The organism is Viridibacillus arvi (assembly GCF_001274945.1).
In the GTDB taxonomy this organism is placed as follows: domain Bacteria; phylum Bacillota; class Bacilli; order Bacillales_A; family Planococcaceae; genus Viridibacillus; species Viridibacillus arvi.
Genome location: NZ_LILB01000008.1, coordinates 42,408 through 57,308, shown reverse-complemented (window position 1 = coordinate 57,308; position 14,901 = coordinate 42,408). Strand labels below are relative to the sequence as shown.

Here is a 14,901-nt window from a genome sequence, read left to right as displayed (position 1 = left end):
GGATATTATGCTAGAAACAATCCATTTTTATCATACAAATGATGTCCATAGCCATTTTGAACATTGGCCTCGAACTCATGAATTTCTTATGACACGAAAGAAGTGGCATATAGATGCAGGTGATAGTTGCTTTGTTCTTGATATAGGGGACTTTATGGATCGTTCGAATGTTTATACTGAGGCGACGTTGGGTAAAGGGAACGTGGAATTATTAAATGATGCAAATTATGATGCTGTAACGATTGGTAATAATGAAGGTATTACATTATCGAATAGCGAATTGAATATGTTATATAAAGATGCGAAATTCGATGTCTTAGTAGCAAATTTGCACAATAATGATGGTGACTTGCCTCATTGGGCAAAATCATATCAGATTTATAACACAACAACAGGTGTAAGAGTAGGAATTATTGCAGCTACAGCACCTTTTTATATGTTTTATGAGCAACTTGAATGGCAAGTATTAGAGCCACTTGCAGTATTGAAAAAACAAGTAGATGAACTACGTGATCGAGTGGATGTGCTTGTTTGTATGTCACATCTAGGTTTATCTGACGATACTTTATTAGCAGAACTGTGCCCTGAAATTGATGTTATTTTCGGAGCCCATACGCATCATATTTTGCATGAAGGTAAAATAGTGAATGAGGTGCTGTTAACTGGTGGAGGAAAATTCGGTTTATTTGTAGGGCATACTGAAATACTATTTGATACGGATACAAAAAAAGTTGTGAAGAAAAAAACGATGCTTCATAGAACTATAGATCTTGCATCTGTAGACAAGGAGAAAGAGATAGTAGTAGGTCTTGAACAACGGGGGCGTGAGCTACTTGATGTCCCTGTATTTTATACAGACCGGTATTATAATAAGGAGTGGTACCATCATTCAAATCTATCACGACTATTTGCCAAAGCGTTATTACAATTCTCAAATGCTGATTGTGCTTTGTTTAATGCAGGGATTTTCTTAAGTGGGCTTCCAAAAGGCAGAGTGACAGCTAATGATATACACAGTATGCTACCACACCCAATCAACGCTTGTGTAATAGAGCTTACAGGTGAGCGTTTAAAAGAAGTTTATATAGAAGCACAAAATGTAGATTGGCCAAGAAGAGAAGTGAAGGGCTTAGGGTTTAGAGGTGTAGTGATGGGTAAGATGCTAAACTATCAATTTGAAGTGGACGATATGGGGCAGTTAGTAATAGGGGGACATATAGCGGAACTGGAGAAAAGTTACAAGCTTGTGACTTTAGATATGTATACTTTTGGTTATTTCTTTCCCGATTTCAAAAATACACCAAAAACATACTTGTTACCTCAATTTTTACGTGATATTCTAATTCTGTATGGACTTGAATTTTTCAAAGGGGAAAATTCAGAAAGACCTGATTAAAGTTTTATATGAGTCAATATATAGAGAATAGATTATGTTTATGAATGGGGAAATAGTATGAGGCTGATTTCAACTAAAGTGTTGCAACCTGGAATGGTGATCGGCAGAACAATTTGGAATGAGGCTGGAAGACCTTTACTACATGAAGGGGTCGTAGCATCAAATCAAATAGCCGGCCGACTTTTACAATTAAATGTTCAATATGTATATATTAACGATGAAATTTCTCATGATATTAATATAGTTGAAGCTGTGCCTTTACACATAAGAAGAAAAGCTGTTGATAAAATTACAGAATCCTTCAAAATGTTAAAAAACCAAAAAAATGCAGATTTAACCTATTGTTTAGATCAACAGTCCAAACATTTTGGATGTATTATAGAGCAGTTACTTGAAAGTATTGTAAATAGTGAAGAAATGATTACAGTTTTGAGTGATGCATTTATATATGATGAATATATCTATCAACACTCATTGCAAGTGGCAATCTATTCTATTGCGATTGCTAGAGAGATGAAATATACATCAGATGAAATACGCCAAATTGGGATTGGTGCCATGTTACATGATGTTGGTAAGATGCTAATCCCACTTGAGATTTTAAATAAGCCTGGGCGCTTAACAAATGAAGAATACGATACAATGAAACTTCATGCAAAGTATGGCTTTGACTTATTAAGAAACTTACATACTATTTCTTTATTATCAGCACATTGTGCATTCCAACATCATGAAAGACTTGATGGTAGCGGGTATCCACGTGGGTTGATTGATTTTGAAATTCACCCATATGCTAAAATTATTGCTGTTGCCGATGTATTTGATGCAGTGACTTCTAATCGCGTATATCGAAAGAAAATGTTGCCATCGCATGGGATGGAAATAATTAAGCAAGGTATCGGTACTTTATACGATGAGAAGGTTGTAAAAGCATTTCAAAAATGTATCGCCATATATCCGAATGGAACTGTCGTTTTACTATCTGATGGTCGACGAGGAATTGTCTCAAAGCAAAATCATAAATCTACAGATAAACCTTGGATTCGTATTTTTGAAGAGGATGGTGAAATATTGCCAGCAACATATGAATGTTGTTTGGAAGATGAACCAGCTGCTTACATCCATCAGGTTGAGGTGGAATACCTCGTACATAATGAATAAATAATCCCCCTTAGTCATAGCCTATGATTAGGGGGAATTTTTTTGCGTTTACCAAAACATAGACGTAGATTGTTAGTGCAAAAACGACAAAAACGCTCTCGATTATTACCACTTTTTATAATAAGTTTTTTTGTGATGATTGTTCTCCTATTTTACTTAGTGAATATAAGACTGATGCCAACATATTTGCGATATGCTGAAACCCAAACGAATAGAATAGCATCTGAAGTTATTAGTAAGGCTATAAACTCTAGAACTGCGAATGTCCTTGATGTCAATGATATAATAGAAGAAGTACCAGGCGAAGATACTAAAATGACAAAGTTTAATTCAGAAATTATTAATCGTGTTATGGCGGAAACGTATACACTAGTACAAGAACACCTTGAAGATGCTGAATCAGGGAATTTAAGTAAATTGCCGAAATACGATGATATTGAATATGATGCCAATGCAATGCAAGAAGATGGTGGAGTTGTCTTTTTTGTTCCACTTGGCCAGGCAACTAATTTGCCATTGTTAGGGAATTTAGGCCCTAAAATCCCTATTCGTTTTCATGTTATAGGCAAAATAAATACAAATGTAGAAACAGATATTCAGGAATTTGGTATTAATAATGCACTCGTGAAAGTTCAAATTCACTTATCAGTAAATGTTCAAGTCATCGTTCCGTTTGCGAGTAAATCAACCACTGTAGAGCAAAGAATTCCAGTGGCTATTGGTATGCTTAAAGGGACAGTTCCTAATATTTATACGACAGGTGGAGGTACGCAACCATCAGTTGAGGTACCAATAAAAATACAATAAGAGGTATTTAATTTCCCTTTTTATTTCATTTAAATTAATATTCACGTAATGCAGGTATAGCAAAATATTTTGACAATATTAGTAATCGAAGGTTGTTTGAAACTATTTATTATGTTACATTGACAAAAGTACTACAATATATAAATAAGCCTTATGATGGGAGACGAATCTTCAATGACATCATGTAAACCAACTAAAGAAGAACATATAAGAAAACCGGATTGGCTAAAAATTAAACTAAATACTAACGACGACTATAAAGGCCTAAAGAAACTGATGCGAGAAAAGAACTTACATACAGTTTGTGAGGAAGCCAGATGCCCAAATATTCATGAATGCTGGGGTGAAAGACGTACAGCGACATTTATGATATTAGGAGCTGTATGTACACGCGCATGTCGCTTCTGTGCAGTAAAAACAGGTCTTCCAAATGAATTAGATACAGCAGAACCAGAACGCGTAGCAGATTCAGTTGAAATTATGAACTTAAAGCATGTCGTTGTAACTGCAGTAGCACGTGATGACTTAAAAGACGGAGGAGCAGAAGTTTTTGCGGAAACTGTTCGTGCAATTCGTCGAAAAAACCCATTCACATCGATTGAGGTATTACCTTCAGATATGGGTGGGATTGAAGAAAATTTACGTATATTAATGGATACGAAACCTGATATTTTAAACCATAATATCGAGACAGTTAAACGCTTAACACCAAGAGTTCGCGCTCGTGCTAAATACGATCGCTCATTAGAGTTTTTACGCCGTGCAAAAGAAATGCAACCTGAGATTCCGACAAAGTCATCATTGATGGTGGGACTTGGAGAAACAGAAGAAGAAATTATTGAAGTAATGGACGATTTACGCGCAAATAATGTAGATATAATGACGATAGGTCAATATTTACAACCGTCAAAAAAACATTTACCTGTGAAAAAATATTATTCACCATTAGAATTCGGTAAACTGCGTAAAATTGCGATGAGTAAAGGATTCTCTCATTGTGAAGCTGGTCCACTGGTGCGTAGTAGTTATCATGCCGATGAACAAGTAAATGCCGCAGCGAAACAAAAACAACTGCTTGGCGAAGAAAAAAGCGCTATCACGAATAACTAACGGATGGTGGTAACATGGTCATTGCAGAACGAATGGCGTATGATATATTAACAGACTATCGAGAGGGTTTCCAAGAAGAGGCTTTTCTTGGGCGATTTAGCGATATTCTAACGAAGTATGACTATATTGTTGGTGATTGGGGCTATGGCCAATTACGTTTAAAAGGCTTTTTTGATGACAAAAATCAAAAGGCTTCTTTCGATACGAAAATAAGTACATTACAAGATTATTTATACGAATATTGTAATTTTGGATGTGCTTATTTTGTACTAAAGAAAACGGGTAAAGCGCCGATTCCTGTAAAAGAAGCAGTGATTGAAGAGGTAGAATCTGAAACATTAGATGAGCCTGAGATCATTTTCACTGAAACATATAACGAAGAACAAAAAAACATCGATTCCGAGCTGTAAAAGCCGGAATCGATGTTTTTTTAGTATCTTTTTGATTTTAAATGGTTAAGTTAGAGTGATGAGGTAAGGGGTTTTATCCAGCTTCAGCGGCCAGCCCTTCGAGGTCACTTCAGTCTCTCGGTCAAAGGCAAAAAGCGCCTTTGATTCGTGCCTTCCAGTGCTTGTCAGGGCTGAACGGGCCGCTTCAGCATTAAGGTTTATCCAGCTTCAGGCGCTAGACTCTCGGGACGTTTCGGTCTCTCGGCACAAGACCAAAAGCGTCTTGTGTTCGAGCCCTCCAACGCCTGTCGAGTCTGAACGAGCGCCTTGGGCTAACAGGATGTTAGTCATGCAACCGTTGCGACAGGACGTCGCGAACTTAGGTTGCCTTCCTAAAGTTAGATATCCAGCTTCAGCGGCCAGCCCCTCGAGGTCACTTCAGTCTCTCGGTCAAAAGCTGAAGTGATGCTTTTGATTCGAGCCTTCCAGTGCTTGTCGGAGGCCCGCAGGATGTGGGTCAGATAGCCGTTGCCACAGGACGTGGTGTTCTTAGGCTATCTTCCTTGAATCGGGCCGCTTCAGCATTAAGTAAGATATCCAGCTTCAGGCGCTAACGGCTCGAGGTCGTTTCCGTTCTCTCGGTCAAAAGCTGAAGTGATGCTTTTGATTCGAGCCTTCCAGTGCTTGTCGGGGGCTGAACTGCCGCTTCAGCATTTAGGATTACCCAATCAATTCATGTAGGTATTCTCGTAGTTCTTGTGCTTCGTCTTCGGGACGGTTATATACTTGTTCTAAGTATCCTGGTTCTTCTAGGTCGTCTGAGCCGAGAATAGCAAAGCGGCCGAGTTGCATATCTAAAACGAGCACTTTTCCAAAAAAGCGTCCGCTTTGTAAAATAGCTAAATCATAGCGTTGCGATTCGCCTGTGAAGCTAACGAAACGAGTCTTTGTATCTTCGACATCGTCGTATAAGAAAAATCTTTCCATTGCGTGTGCAACTCCTTCCGATTCTAAAGATATGGTACTATAGAAAGGAGTAGACTATCAACTTTTATAATTTGAATGGAGGAAGTACTTTGTATTTCGTTGATCGTAAAAAAATAATAAAAAATCTTGAATATATGAATTCATTAATAGTGGTTTTTGAAGGCCAAAAAGACTGGTTATCAGATGATATCCGTAAATTGGCTTTGGAGCGTATTGCGAATACATTAATCGAAGCGATAATTGATGTGGGTAATTCCATGATTGATGGTTTTATTATGCGTGATCCTGGAAGTTATGAAGATATAATTGATATTTTAGTCGATGAAAAAGTCATTACAGTTGAAATGGATCAACCATTAAAAGAGTTAATTGGCTTACGACGTGCACTTGTGCGTGATATTTTAGAAGTAAATGATGAAGAGTTAGTAGTTGTATTAAATAATAATATGGATGCCATTAAAGCATTTGCACCAAAAGTAGAGCATTATTTAGTGAATGAGCTAGGTCCAGTATCTGCATTCATTCCAGAGGTACAAAAATGAAAGCGTACAAAGCCTATTGTTTCGATTTAGATGGGACTGTGTATAAGGGAACTGAGCCTATTCCTTCTGCGGTAGCTTTTATTCATGCATTACAAAAGAAAGGCATAGAACCTTTCTATATCACTAATAATGCACGTATGACGCAAAAACAAGTACAGCAGAAACTACTGAAAATGGGGATATGTGCACCTGAAGCACATATTTTAACTTCAGCTATTGCAACTGCAAAATATATCAGCAATCATTATCCAAATGCTACAGTGCAAATGATTGGTGGAGATGGCTTAAGAGAAGCTCTACTTGCTGAAAATATAACGTTCACTTCTGAACAACCGGATGTATTAGTGCAAGGTATTGATCTGGAATTAAATTATTCTAAAATAGAAAATGCTTGCTATGCTATACAAAATGGTGCAGATTTTATAGCGACAAATGGTGATATTAAATTTCCAAGTGAAAAAGGCTTTGCACCAGGAAATGGATCGATTGCGGAGCTAATTCATAATGTGACAGGTGTGGAACCTACGTATATCGGAAAACCACATCCTCATATGCTAGCAATTTTACAGCAATTGAATGGGTTTGAAAAAGAGGATATGCTTATGATTGGTGATAATTATGATACGGATATATTAGCAGGTATCGGCTTTGGTATAGATACATTACATGTGAATACTGGAGTAACACCTACTGAATCTGTATTGAAAAAGGATATCCAACCAACTTATTGCATTAATAATTTACTCGATTGGCAATTGTAAAATAAAAGTCGCAAACTATGTTGTTAATTCACATAGCTTGCGACTTTTTTTGTTAAAATAAAGGATTCTCTTCAATAAATTGATAGATATTCTTTGTTAATTCTTCCGGCGTTTCAGCTTCAACCATTTCGCCATTTACTAAAGCATATAAAGAATCAGAGCATTTCGTACAATAGCTTAAACAGCCATATTCTAAAACATCTATATTCGGATCCATTTCTAGCACTTCAAATGTATCTTGGGAGCCATTTGCTAAATTACTAACACAAAACTCAACAAGCGGATTCATGTGCGCTTCACCTCACTACTCGAAATGCTACTATTTTTTTTTTCATTCGTCAATTTTCGAGTCTATATTGTGAAACTTCTCACAATCGTTTATACTCTTAGTGGACAGTTTTGAAATGAAACGATATGTAATATTGTAAGAAGAAGGAGATTACTATGAGAAAATTAGTCTTATTAGGCGGTGGCTACGGTAATATGCGTATTCTATTGCGTTTATTACCAAACAATTTACCAGAAGATGTACAAATCACTCTAGTAGACCGTGCACCATTCCATAGCTTGAAAACCGATTTTTATGCTTTAGCTGCAGGTACAACACCTGAGAAACATATTCGTGTAAGTTTCCCTGAAAATGAGCGGTTATCGATCGTTTATGGCGAAATTGAAAAAATTGATACAGTTAACAAAGCCGTACTATTAGAAGGTGGCAATAGTGTAGCGTATGATGATTTAGTGATTGGTCTAGGTTGTGAAGATAAATATCACGGTGTACCTGGTGCGGATGAATTTTCGTATAGCATCCAAACAATGGCAAAATCACGTGAAGCTTATAACGCTCTTTGTGGCCTTCCATCTGGTTCTGTCGTAGGAATCGTAGGTGCAGGATTAAGTGGTATTGAATTAGCAAGTGAATTACGAGAGAGTCGCGCGGATCTTAAAATTAAATTGTTTGATCGTGGCGCTCGTATTCTAAAAGATTTCCCAGAACGTTTAAGTAATTATGTTAAAAAGTGGTTCGATAATAATGATGTTGAAGTTATTGCGAACTCGAATATTACAAAAGTAGAACAACATATGCTACATAATCATGAAGAACAAATTCCAGTAGATGCAGTTGTTTGGACGGCGGGTATTCAACCAGTTAAGGTAGTCCGTGACTTAGGTCTAGAATCTGATCGAACTGGTCGAGTAGTTATAACACAATATATGAATATACCAAATGATGAACATGTCTATGTGGTTGGAGATTGCGCAGCCTCACAATTTGGTCCAAGTGCACAGTTAGCTGAAGAGCAAGCGGAACATATTGTTCGTATTTTAAAATTGCGTTGGAAAAATGAAGCTCTTCCGGAGAAAATGCCAGAAATTAAGCTAAAAGGCTTTATGGGCTCTTTAGGAAAGAAACAAGGTTTCGTTTATTTAGCGGATAAGACTGTAACAGGTCGTATTGCTCGCTTGATGAAATCAGGCTTGTTGTGGATGTACAAACGTCAAAACGGTTAAAAAAAGCTGTCTCACGTACAATGATAAAACATTATACAGTGAGACAGCTTTTTATTGTATTTATTTATCAATCGGTTCAAAGCCTAATTTCTCTAGTTCCTTAAAAACAGGCTTTAACTGAATGTAGCCCTCGCCAATAATTTCATTATTAATTAATACTAATGGATAGAAAAACTCATCATCTTTTACTCGTTCTGCCCATTGATTACGGCGTTCATCCTCAATAGGATTTTCTATATCGATATATGTGATTTGATAAGGTTGTTCCGGATATTTGCGATCAATAGCAGCTTGTAGCCATTCATAAGTATCCTTTGAAGACGGTGCATTAACACAGCTTGCACACATGACACTAGCCCCGTATATTTCGATTGCAATTGTCTGTTTTGTCACTTACAATTCATCCTCTCGTTTAAAATATTAAAATTTTTCCATATGTACTTACATATAAATATAAAGATAAACGGTAAGATTGTCACTTACAATATTAAACTATTAAAGATTATCTATCATTAAACATCGAAATTGCTCAGTAGAAAAAAAGGTGAAGGTAGAATAGTATTTTTGGAGTGGATACTAATTAAAATATTGTTATACCATTAATTGAGCATTTTAATTACTTTCCTTTGTGTTCGTCTGATATTATAATAATTATAAGGAAAGGAGTCGATTGAATATGCAAGAACAAGTACAAGAAGTTTTAGATAAATTACGCCCATTCCTTCTTCGTGATGGAGGAGACTGTGAATTAGTTGATATAGAAGATGGTATCGTAAAATTACGTTTACTAGGCGCATGCGGAAGCTGCCCAAGTTCTACAATCACTTTAAAAGCAGGGATTGAGCGCGCGTTATTAGAAGAAGTTCCAGGTATTATTGAGGTAGAACAGGTATTCTAAGCAACAACCGTATAGAGATAAAAAAGAGCCCTCTTTTAGAAGGCTCTTTTTTTATAGATAAGTTTAAATAATAAAAGGAATCATTAAGCTTCGGTACTTTCAGCCATTTCCTTTTCATGTCTCATGGTTTGCCATTGTTCCTTGGCCATTTCAATGATCTTTGTTTCATTTGAAGTACGTTGTTTTTCTATAACACGAGAGAAGTAGCGAATGGCCTCTTCTCTTTCTCCCAATCTTCTTGATAATTCGGCTATTATGTATATAACACGAACTTCCGACATGGAAGTACCGTTATGATCGCCATTGGAGAATGCCTCTATATAGTGATTTCGTGCAATAAGCATAAATCGATGTTCTTGCTCTTTGTTTTCAAGTGTACGATATAGCCAAGCTGTTCTTAATGCAAGTCCCGCTAATGTAATATGTTTTTCTTTTTTTATTTTTCCACAAACAAGTGCTAATTTATATGCTTGCAGTGCATCATCTATTGTTCGTTCTTTTTCAAATGAATGTTTTTTCCAATGTAAGCTGATTTTTTGATCAATCTCTTCTGATATGCCCGGTCCAAAATACTTTGTAAAGTCTTCTGTGAAAGAAAACCCGCAGTGCTCACAAACAAATGCATTATAAAATAGAGGGTTAACATCATTTTCGTATAACGGATGAAAATCACTTTCACTATTACTGACCTTAATAAATTTTGAGCGCACTTTAATTGTTTTAAATTTCTTTTTACAATGAATGCAGTCTATTTGCTTCTCGTAATAAGGTGAAATTCCCATAATGTAGTCCTCATTTCCTATATGTATATATGAATCGATTATACCAGAATAAAGACCTTTAGATGTGTCTATTTTTCGAGTATGAGATGTTTTACTCCAACATAAATTATTGTTATGATAGAAATATGAAAGAAGGTGACACAGATGACGCAAGTAATTGAAATTACTGAAGCTGCTGCTATCCATGTAAAAGAAATGATGCAGCACAATGAAGAAGAAGGCTCTTTTTTACGCATTGCTGTAAAAGGTGGCGGCTGTAGTGGTCTGTCATACGGTATGGGTTTTGAAAAAGAAAAGGCAGAAAATGATTTTATACAAGAAGAACATGGTTTACAAATTCTTGTTTCCAATGAAGATGCACCAATCTTAAAAGGAACTAAAATCGATTACAAAGAATCATTAATGGGTGGCGGATTTACAATTGATAATCCAAATGCTATCGCTTCATGTGGTTGTGGGACTTCGTTTAGAACAGCCAAAACAGAAGGTACTCCTGAAAGCTGTTAATGTGACCGTTCCAAAAATGGATTATGAATTACAATAGGATTTTGTATATAAACAATCCTCATATAGCGTAATAACAACCTTAAAATCAAGCATTTGAGGTTGTGAATTACGTACCTTCTCGATAGTTAATGTTCGTTACATTACTATTTGAGGAGGTTTTTTTATGGGCTTAAACATGAGAAAAATACGCAAACCTGTCAAACGCATGGAGAATTTAAAAGAATATCCTGAGCTTACTTTTGAACAAGCAATAGATTTAGTAATAGCAGGTAAAAAGGCAGAAGGTTTAAGAGAAAGAACACTGAAAGATTATGAGAAGAATTGGAGATACTTTGTTGACTGGCTTCAACAAAACTATGAAATAACAACAGTGGATGAACTTTCACCACAGATTTTTAGAGATTATATAAATTATTTAAAATATGATGCGATAAAGTATGAAGGTCATAAATTTATAAAAACTGAACAGGGAATAGGCTTAACTGATACAAGTATTAATATCCGTTTAAGAGTGTATAGAGCTATGTTTAATTACTTAGAAGTGGAAGAATTCATAGAGATAAGCCCAATGAATAATGTAAAGCTATTAAAGCAGGATATAGACCTTACAAACTGTTTTACTAATGATGAGGTCAAAGAATTGATAAGACAACCAAATCAAAGGGATTATGTAGGCTTTAGAGACTACGTAGCGATGATTTTATTACTGGACAGTGGTTTAAGAGCTAATGAATTATTAAGCCTTAGAACGGCTCATATAGACTTTCAGACACGCTTTATAACACTTTCAGGTGAACAGAATAAAAATAGAAAGCCTCGTTTTGTTCCTATTTCAGCTCATACTGTGAAACTAATATTACAATTAATAAACGAAAATAAAAAGCACTTTTCTACAGATAGAATCTTTCTTTCTTCATATGGAGAACCGTTAGGACAAAATCACTTTAACAAACGTTTAAAATATTATGCAGATAAGGCTAATATAAAGGGGAAGAAGGTAACGGCACACGTATATAGACACACATGGGCTAAGAATATGACTTTAAACGGCTGTGATGCTTTCACATTGCAAAAAATGGGTGGTTGGTCTGATATACGTACTATGAGAAGATACATTCAAATGGATACAGATAACATACGACAACAACATGATGAGTTTTCCCCTGTGATGAAGATGATGAATAAGAAAAGGTAACTAACTTAAAGACCCTTCCTTTAGTTTATTTTGAGGAAGGGTTTTATTTATGGGTTGGTAAGATTCAAAGTATAGAACAGTCATTCGTCAATAATATGAGAATAAATAAGGAATTGGTTTACGAACCTAAACATGCTTAATTTATTTATAGTATAATAGGACTTATTTATGGGTTAAAAAGTATTTTTAAAGAACAAAAAGAATTATATAATCTTAAATAAAGGCAGAGAGTTAGTGAATTAATAGGAAAAGTAGAGAGTAGCGATTCATAAAAAAGACAATATATTTAAATAAAAATTTAAAGGCATTATTGGTTTCTAGAGCATTGTTCGTATAATTTAGGACAAATTACTTGAATTTAAATTATGGAGGTAGTAGTAAATGTGTAATTCAGTAACAATTGAAATAAATACACTTAATGAATATATTTCACTTATAAAAGAAAAAAAACTGAGTGAATATTATTTTAGAGGAGAGAATAAAAAATATCCTACAATTTCTTCATCTCTATTAAGAAGAGATACATCAAGCCTTCTGAAAGACGAAAAATTTTCCTTTTATGAGGATATAGTTAACCATTATTATTCAGAGATTGCATCTAATATTGGTGAAATTGAGCGTAATAATTTTTTAGCTTTTAGTCAACATCATGGATTAACAACCAACTTAATCGACTTTACAACTTCACCTCTTATCGCTTTGTATTTTGCTTGTGCAAACAAGAATGATGTATTAGACAAAAATACAGGATTTGTATATTTGATAAATAAAGAAAAAACAATTGATATTTCAAAAATGATTAATGAAGTTTTTATATCTCCAGCCAATAGTTATAGTCTTATACAAACGATTATAAAAAATAATAATTCTTTTAAAGCTTTTGTTTCGTATTTGAATCATTTTTTTTGGGAAAATAGTATTCTTCCATATAATCAAAATCTAACTGAATTGTCTCTACGTCTTTCAACTATGATAAATGATGAATCTTTACCAAGCTTTCTGAAAGAGTACATAAAAATCACAGATAGAATTTCAGATATTTCAGAGATTAGTGATATTTTCGATTATTTACCCGAGTTAATATCAGAATATGTATCAAATTTTGATATGAAAATAGATGCTACAACTCTCCAAGTATGGAGGTATATAATTATGTTGTATGAATACTTCAATAATGTATCTTATTTAGCATTCTCTAAACCTACAGAAGGAATTATTGAATTTCCTCAGATGCCTTATTTTATTTATAAAACACCATACAAATTTGATAGAATACGCAATCAGGATGGGATTTTTATATATCAGCTTTATCATACCTTTGCAACCAGATATGAAGATGTACCAGAAGAAATATTAAGACAAGAAATTATTCCAGATGTAACGATAGTTATAAATAATCAGAAACAAATATTAGAAGAGTTAGATTTTATAGGTATCAACCTTAAAAGTATTTATGGAGATTTTGACAATATAGCAAGTTACGTTAATAATAAGTTTTTCTGAAATTGATTAAAATTGAATCTGTTTAAAATAATTAAGTAAGCCACTCCAACATTAAGAGTGGCTATTGTTTTTATATGCTTAAATAATATTTTTTTTTAGACGGGTTACGATGAACCACAATATATATAATGTTGGTGTTATCTATTCTTTAATGGGCATATCTAATTAAGGTAGTTATATTTTTAGTAAAAATAATGATTTAGTAATTTTTCATAGGTAATTACATAAGTCTCTGCACCTTTTAAATATTGCACCCTTTGGTAGGTAGAATTACGATACTTTTCAATATTTACTTTTCCTCCAAAAACAGATGTTTCTTTATATATAAAGTTAATTTGTCTATTTTCTGCCAAACTTTGAACCTTCTGTTTATGTGCTTTATGGAATTGCTGTTTATGTATATTGTAATAGATACTTGGATTCTCTACATATTCAGATAAATCATTATGTATATGTTTTTCTATCCATTGCTGAACAGTATAATCTTTATCGATTAATTCCAAACTATGTACAGCGTAAATAAAATCTATATACAATTTTTTATTATTATCATCTGTTATATTTTTTAATACCTTAGAATACTCAGTATTAAATTGTATAACTAAAGGCTTATTACGAAGATTATTCAAATCAGCGGGCATTAAACTGTCGTATTTAGCTGAGTTAAGTAACTCTGTTTTTAACGTATCAGCATATTTTTTTACTTTATCAGAAATATCAATATATTTTTCTGATTTATCAGGTAAAGTGCATTTTGCTTTATATGAAATGTTATGATTAATAATGTTTGATTCCTCCAAATCTCCTACTGAATCTAAGAAATATCTGTTGATACGTTGACTCTCATTTTTATTGAATTCTTTTAATACATATTTATCCTTTGAATCGATAATATTATTATCAGATAGTAGTTCTATTTCTTTATCAAATGCTACTTCAGAGTATTTAAATTTATTAGTTTCATACATTTGTTCAGTAATAACGCCCATCATTTTTAACCAATTATTAGTAGTTTGAGGCTCAGATACTTCAAAATTTATTAAATGATTAAGTATAATAATTGGGAAGAATGTCTCGATTTCTATAGGTTTTTGTCCTTTTCCATTATCCTTTCTATTATCCTCACGTGGTACTAAAGTATCTCTCTTTCCGCCAATAGTTATTTTGGTTTTTTTTCCACCTTTCCCTTCTACAGATACATATTCGTATTTTTGGTTTAAATCTCTTACAAATCGATTAAACACATTGGTTTGCAATCGCCCATTTTTTTTGAAATGTGCTAATAGTTTTTCATCTCCTTCAATATTAATTACTTCTGATAATGTGTATGTTGTTGTATTCACAATTAAAA

The 14,901-nt window shown here is 34.1% G+C and carries 17 protein-coding genes; 12 read left to right on the top strand and 5 right to left on the bottom strand.

Going from position 1 to position 14,901, the window contains the following annotated elements; translation table 11 throughout:
* The first annotated feature begins 7 nt into the window (after window positions 1-7).
* The 5 genes from AMD00_RS19180 to AMD00_RS19160 all read left to right on the top strand — a co-directional run bounded on the left by AMD00_RS19180 (window position 8) and on the right by AMD00_RS19160 (window position 4,884).
* Entirely contained in the window at window positions 8-1,396 is a 1,389-nt protein-coding gene (locus AMD00_RS19180) for a bifunctional metallophosphatase/5'-nucleotidase (RefSeq protein ID WP_053418636.1), read from the top strand.
* Between the two features lie 57 nt (window positions 1,397-1,453).
* Window positions 1,454-2,557, top strand: a complete 1,104-nt coding sequence (locus AMD00_RS19175) for an HD-GYP domain-containing protein (protein WP_053418635.1) — start codon at window positions 1,454-1,456, stop codon at window positions 2,555-2,557.
* 42 nt (window positions 2,558-2,599) lie between these two features.
* Window positions 2,600-3,364, top strand: coding sequence for a sporulation protein YunB (yunB, locus tag AMD00_RS19170; protein WP_053418634.1), 765 nt, complete (start codon window positions 2,600-2,602; stop codon window positions 3,362-3,364).
* Between the two features lie 174 nt (window positions 3,365-3,538).
* Window positions 3,539-4,474, top strand: a complete 936-nt coding sequence (gene lipA, locus AMD00_RS19165) for a lipoyl synthase (RefSeq protein ID WP_053418633.1) — start codon at window positions 3,539-3,541, stop codon at window positions 4,472-4,474.
* A 14-nt stretch (window positions 4,475-4,488) separates the two neighbouring features.
* A complete protein-coding gene (locus tag AMD00_RS19160; RefSeq protein WP_053418632.1) occupies window positions 4,489-4,884 on the top strand; it encodes a YutD family protein in 396 nt (131 codons plus the stop codon).
* Between the two features lie 699 nt (window positions 4,885-5,583).
* Here the strand turns inward: AMD00_RS19160 and AMD00_RS19155 are convergent.
* On the bottom strand, window positions 5,584-5,850 hold the full coding sequence (locus AMD00_RS19155) for a DUF3055 domain-containing protein (RefSeq protein WP_053418631.1): 267 nt from the start codon (window positions 5,848-5,850) through the stop codon (window positions 5,584-5,586).
* A gap of 89 nt (window positions 5,851-5,939) precedes the next feature.
* Here AMD00_RS19155 and AMD00_RS19150 point away from each other — a divergent pair, with 89 nt between their 5' ends.
* The gene (locus AMD00_RS19150) at window positions 5,940-6,392 is read left to right on the top strand and encodes a DUF86 domain-containing protein (protein ID WP_053418630.1); all 453 of its coding nucleotides are present in this window, start codon (window positions 5,940-5,942) and stop codon (window positions 6,390-6,392) included.
* A complete protein-coding gene (locus AMD00_RS19145; RefSeq protein WP_053418629.1) occupies window positions 6,389-7,153 on the top strand; it encodes a TIGR01457 family HAD-type hydrolase in 765 nt (254 codons plus the stop codon). The genes AMD00_RS19150 and AMD00_RS19145 overlap by 4 nt, the downstream gene beginning before the upstream one ends.
* A gap of 52 nt (window positions 7,154-7,205) precedes the next feature.
* Here AMD00_RS19145 and AMD00_RS19140 read toward each other — a convergent pair whose 3' ends face one another.
* Window positions 7,206-7,442, bottom strand: a complete 237-nt coding sequence (locus AMD00_RS19140) for a YuzB family protein (protein ID WP_053418628.1) — start codon at window positions 7,440-7,442, stop codon at window positions 7,206-7,208.
* A gap of 155 nt (window positions 7,443-7,597) precedes the next feature.
* Between AMD00_RS19140 and AMD00_RS19135 the strand changes: the two genes are divergently transcribed.
* A complete protein-coding gene (locus AMD00_RS19135; RefSeq protein ID WP_053418627.1) occupies window positions 7,598-8,665 on the top strand; it encodes an NAD(P)/FAD-dependent oxidoreductase in 1,068 nt (355 codons plus the stop codon).
* Window positions 8,666-8,725: 60 nt separating this feature from the next.
* Here the strand turns inward: AMD00_RS19135 and AMD00_RS19130 are convergent, their stop codons facing one another.
* Window positions 8,726-9,058: a YuzD family protein gene (locus AMD00_RS19130; RefSeq protein ID WP_083446309.1), complete on the bottom strand. Its 333-nt coding sequence runs from the start codon at window positions 9,056-9,058 to the stop codon at window positions 8,726-8,728.
* 283 nt (window positions 9,059-9,341) lie between these two features.
* Between AMD00_RS19130 and AMD00_RS19125 the strand changes: the two genes are divergently transcribed.
* Entirely contained in the window at window positions 9,342-9,563 is a 222-nt protein-coding gene (locus AMD00_RS19125) for a NifU family protein (RefSeq protein WP_053418626.1), read from the top strand.
* Between the two features lie 83 nt (window positions 9,564-9,646).
* Here AMD00_RS19125 and AMD00_RS19120 read toward each other — a convergent pair whose 3' ends face one another.
* A complete protein-coding gene (locus AMD00_RS19120; protein WP_053418625.1) occupies window positions 9,647-10,345 on the bottom strand; it encodes a DUF2225 domain-containing protein in 699 nt (232 codons plus the stop codon).
* A gap of 144 nt (window positions 10,346-10,489) precedes the next feature.
* On the opposite strand from AMD00_RS19120, the gene AMD00_RS19115 reads away from it, so the two are divergent.
* The 3 genes from AMD00_RS19115 to AMD00_RS19105 all read left to right on the top strand — a co-directional run bounded on the left by AMD00_RS19115 (window position 10,490) and on the right by AMD00_RS19105 (window position 13,550).
* Entirely contained in the window at window positions 10,490-10,852 is a 363-nt protein-coding gene (locus AMD00_RS19115) for a HesB/IscA family protein (protein WP_053418624.1), read from the top strand.
* 163 nt (window positions 10,853-11,015) lie between these two features.
* The gene (locus AMD00_RS19110; RefSeq protein ID WP_053418623.1) at window positions 11,016-12,047 is read left to right on the top strand and encodes a tyrosine-type recombinase/integrase; all 1,032 of its coding nucleotides are present in this window, start codon (window positions 11,016-11,018) and stop codon (window positions 12,045-12,047) included.
* A gap of 381 nt (window positions 12,048-12,428) precedes the next feature.
* A complete protein-coding gene (locus AMD00_RS19105) occupies window positions 12,429-13,550 on the top strand; it encodes an FRG domain-containing protein (RefSeq protein ID WP_053418622.1) in 1,122 nt (373 codons plus the stop codon).
* Window positions 13,551-13,732: 182 nt separating this feature from the next.
* On the opposite strand, the gene AMD00_RS19100 is transcribed toward AMD00_RS19105, so the two are convergent.
* A complete protein-coding gene (locus tag AMD00_RS19100; RefSeq protein ID WP_053418621.1) occupies window positions 13,733-14,893 on the bottom strand; it encodes a hypothetical protein in 1,161 nt (386 codons plus the stop codon).
* Window positions 14,894-14,901 lie beyond the last annotated feature (8 nt).

What these genes read in the sequence shown, in the direction of transcription:
- AMD00_RS19180 (WP_053418636.1), top strand. Translation starts at nt 8, where the DNA reads ATGCTAGAAACAATCCATTTTTATCATACAAATGATGTCCATAGCCAT.
- AMD00_RS19175 (WP_053418635.1), top strand. Translation starts at nt 1,454, where the DNA reads ATGAGGCTGATTTCAACTAAAGTGTTGCAACCTGGAATGGTGATCGGC.
- lipA (WP_053418633.1), top strand. Translation starts at nt 3,539, where the DNA reads ATGACATCATGTAAACCAACTAAAGAAGAACATATAAGAAAACCGGAT.
- AMD00_RS19160 (WP_053418632.1), top strand. Translation starts at nt 4,489, where the DNA reads ATGGTCATTGCAGAACGAATGGCGTATGATATATTAACAGACTATCGA.
- AMD00_RS19155 (WP_053418631.1), bottom strand. Translation starts at nt 5,850, where the DNA reads ATGGAAAGATTTTTCTTATACGACGATGTCGAAGATACAAAGACTCGT.
- AMD00_RS19145 (WP_053418629.1), top strand. Translation starts at nt 6,389, where the DNA reads ATGAAAGCGTACAAAGCCTATTGTTTCGATTTAGATGGGACTGTGTAT.
- AMD00_RS19140 (WP_053418628.1), bottom strand. Translation starts at nt 7,442, where the DNA reads ATGAATCCGCTTGTTGAGTTTTGTGTTAGTAATTTAGCAAATGGCTCC.
- AMD00_RS19135 (WP_053418627.1), top strand. Translation starts at nt 7,598, where the DNA reads ATGAGAAAATTAGTCTTATTAGGCGGTGGCTACGGTAATATGCGTATT.
- AMD00_RS19125 (WP_053418626.1), top strand. Translation starts at nt 9,342, where the DNA reads ATGCAAGAACAAGTACAAGAAGTTTTAGATAAATTACGCCCATTCCTT.
- AMD00_RS19120 (WP_053418625.1), bottom strand. Translation starts at nt 10,345, where the DNA reads ATGGGAATTTCACCTTATTACGAGAAGCAAATAGACTGCATTCATTGT.
- AMD00_RS19115 (WP_053418624.1), top strand. Translation starts at nt 10,490, where the DNA reads ATGACGCAAGTAATTGAAATTACTGAAGCTGCTGCTATCCATGTAAAA.
- AMD00_RS19110 (WP_053418623.1), top strand. Translation starts at nt 11,016, where the DNA reads ATGGGCTTAAACATGAGAAAAATACGCAAACCTGTCAAACGCATGGAG.
- AMD00_RS19105 (WP_053418622.1), top strand. Translation starts at nt 12,429, where the DNA reads ATGTGTAATTCAGTAACAATTGAAATAAATACACTTAATGAATATATT.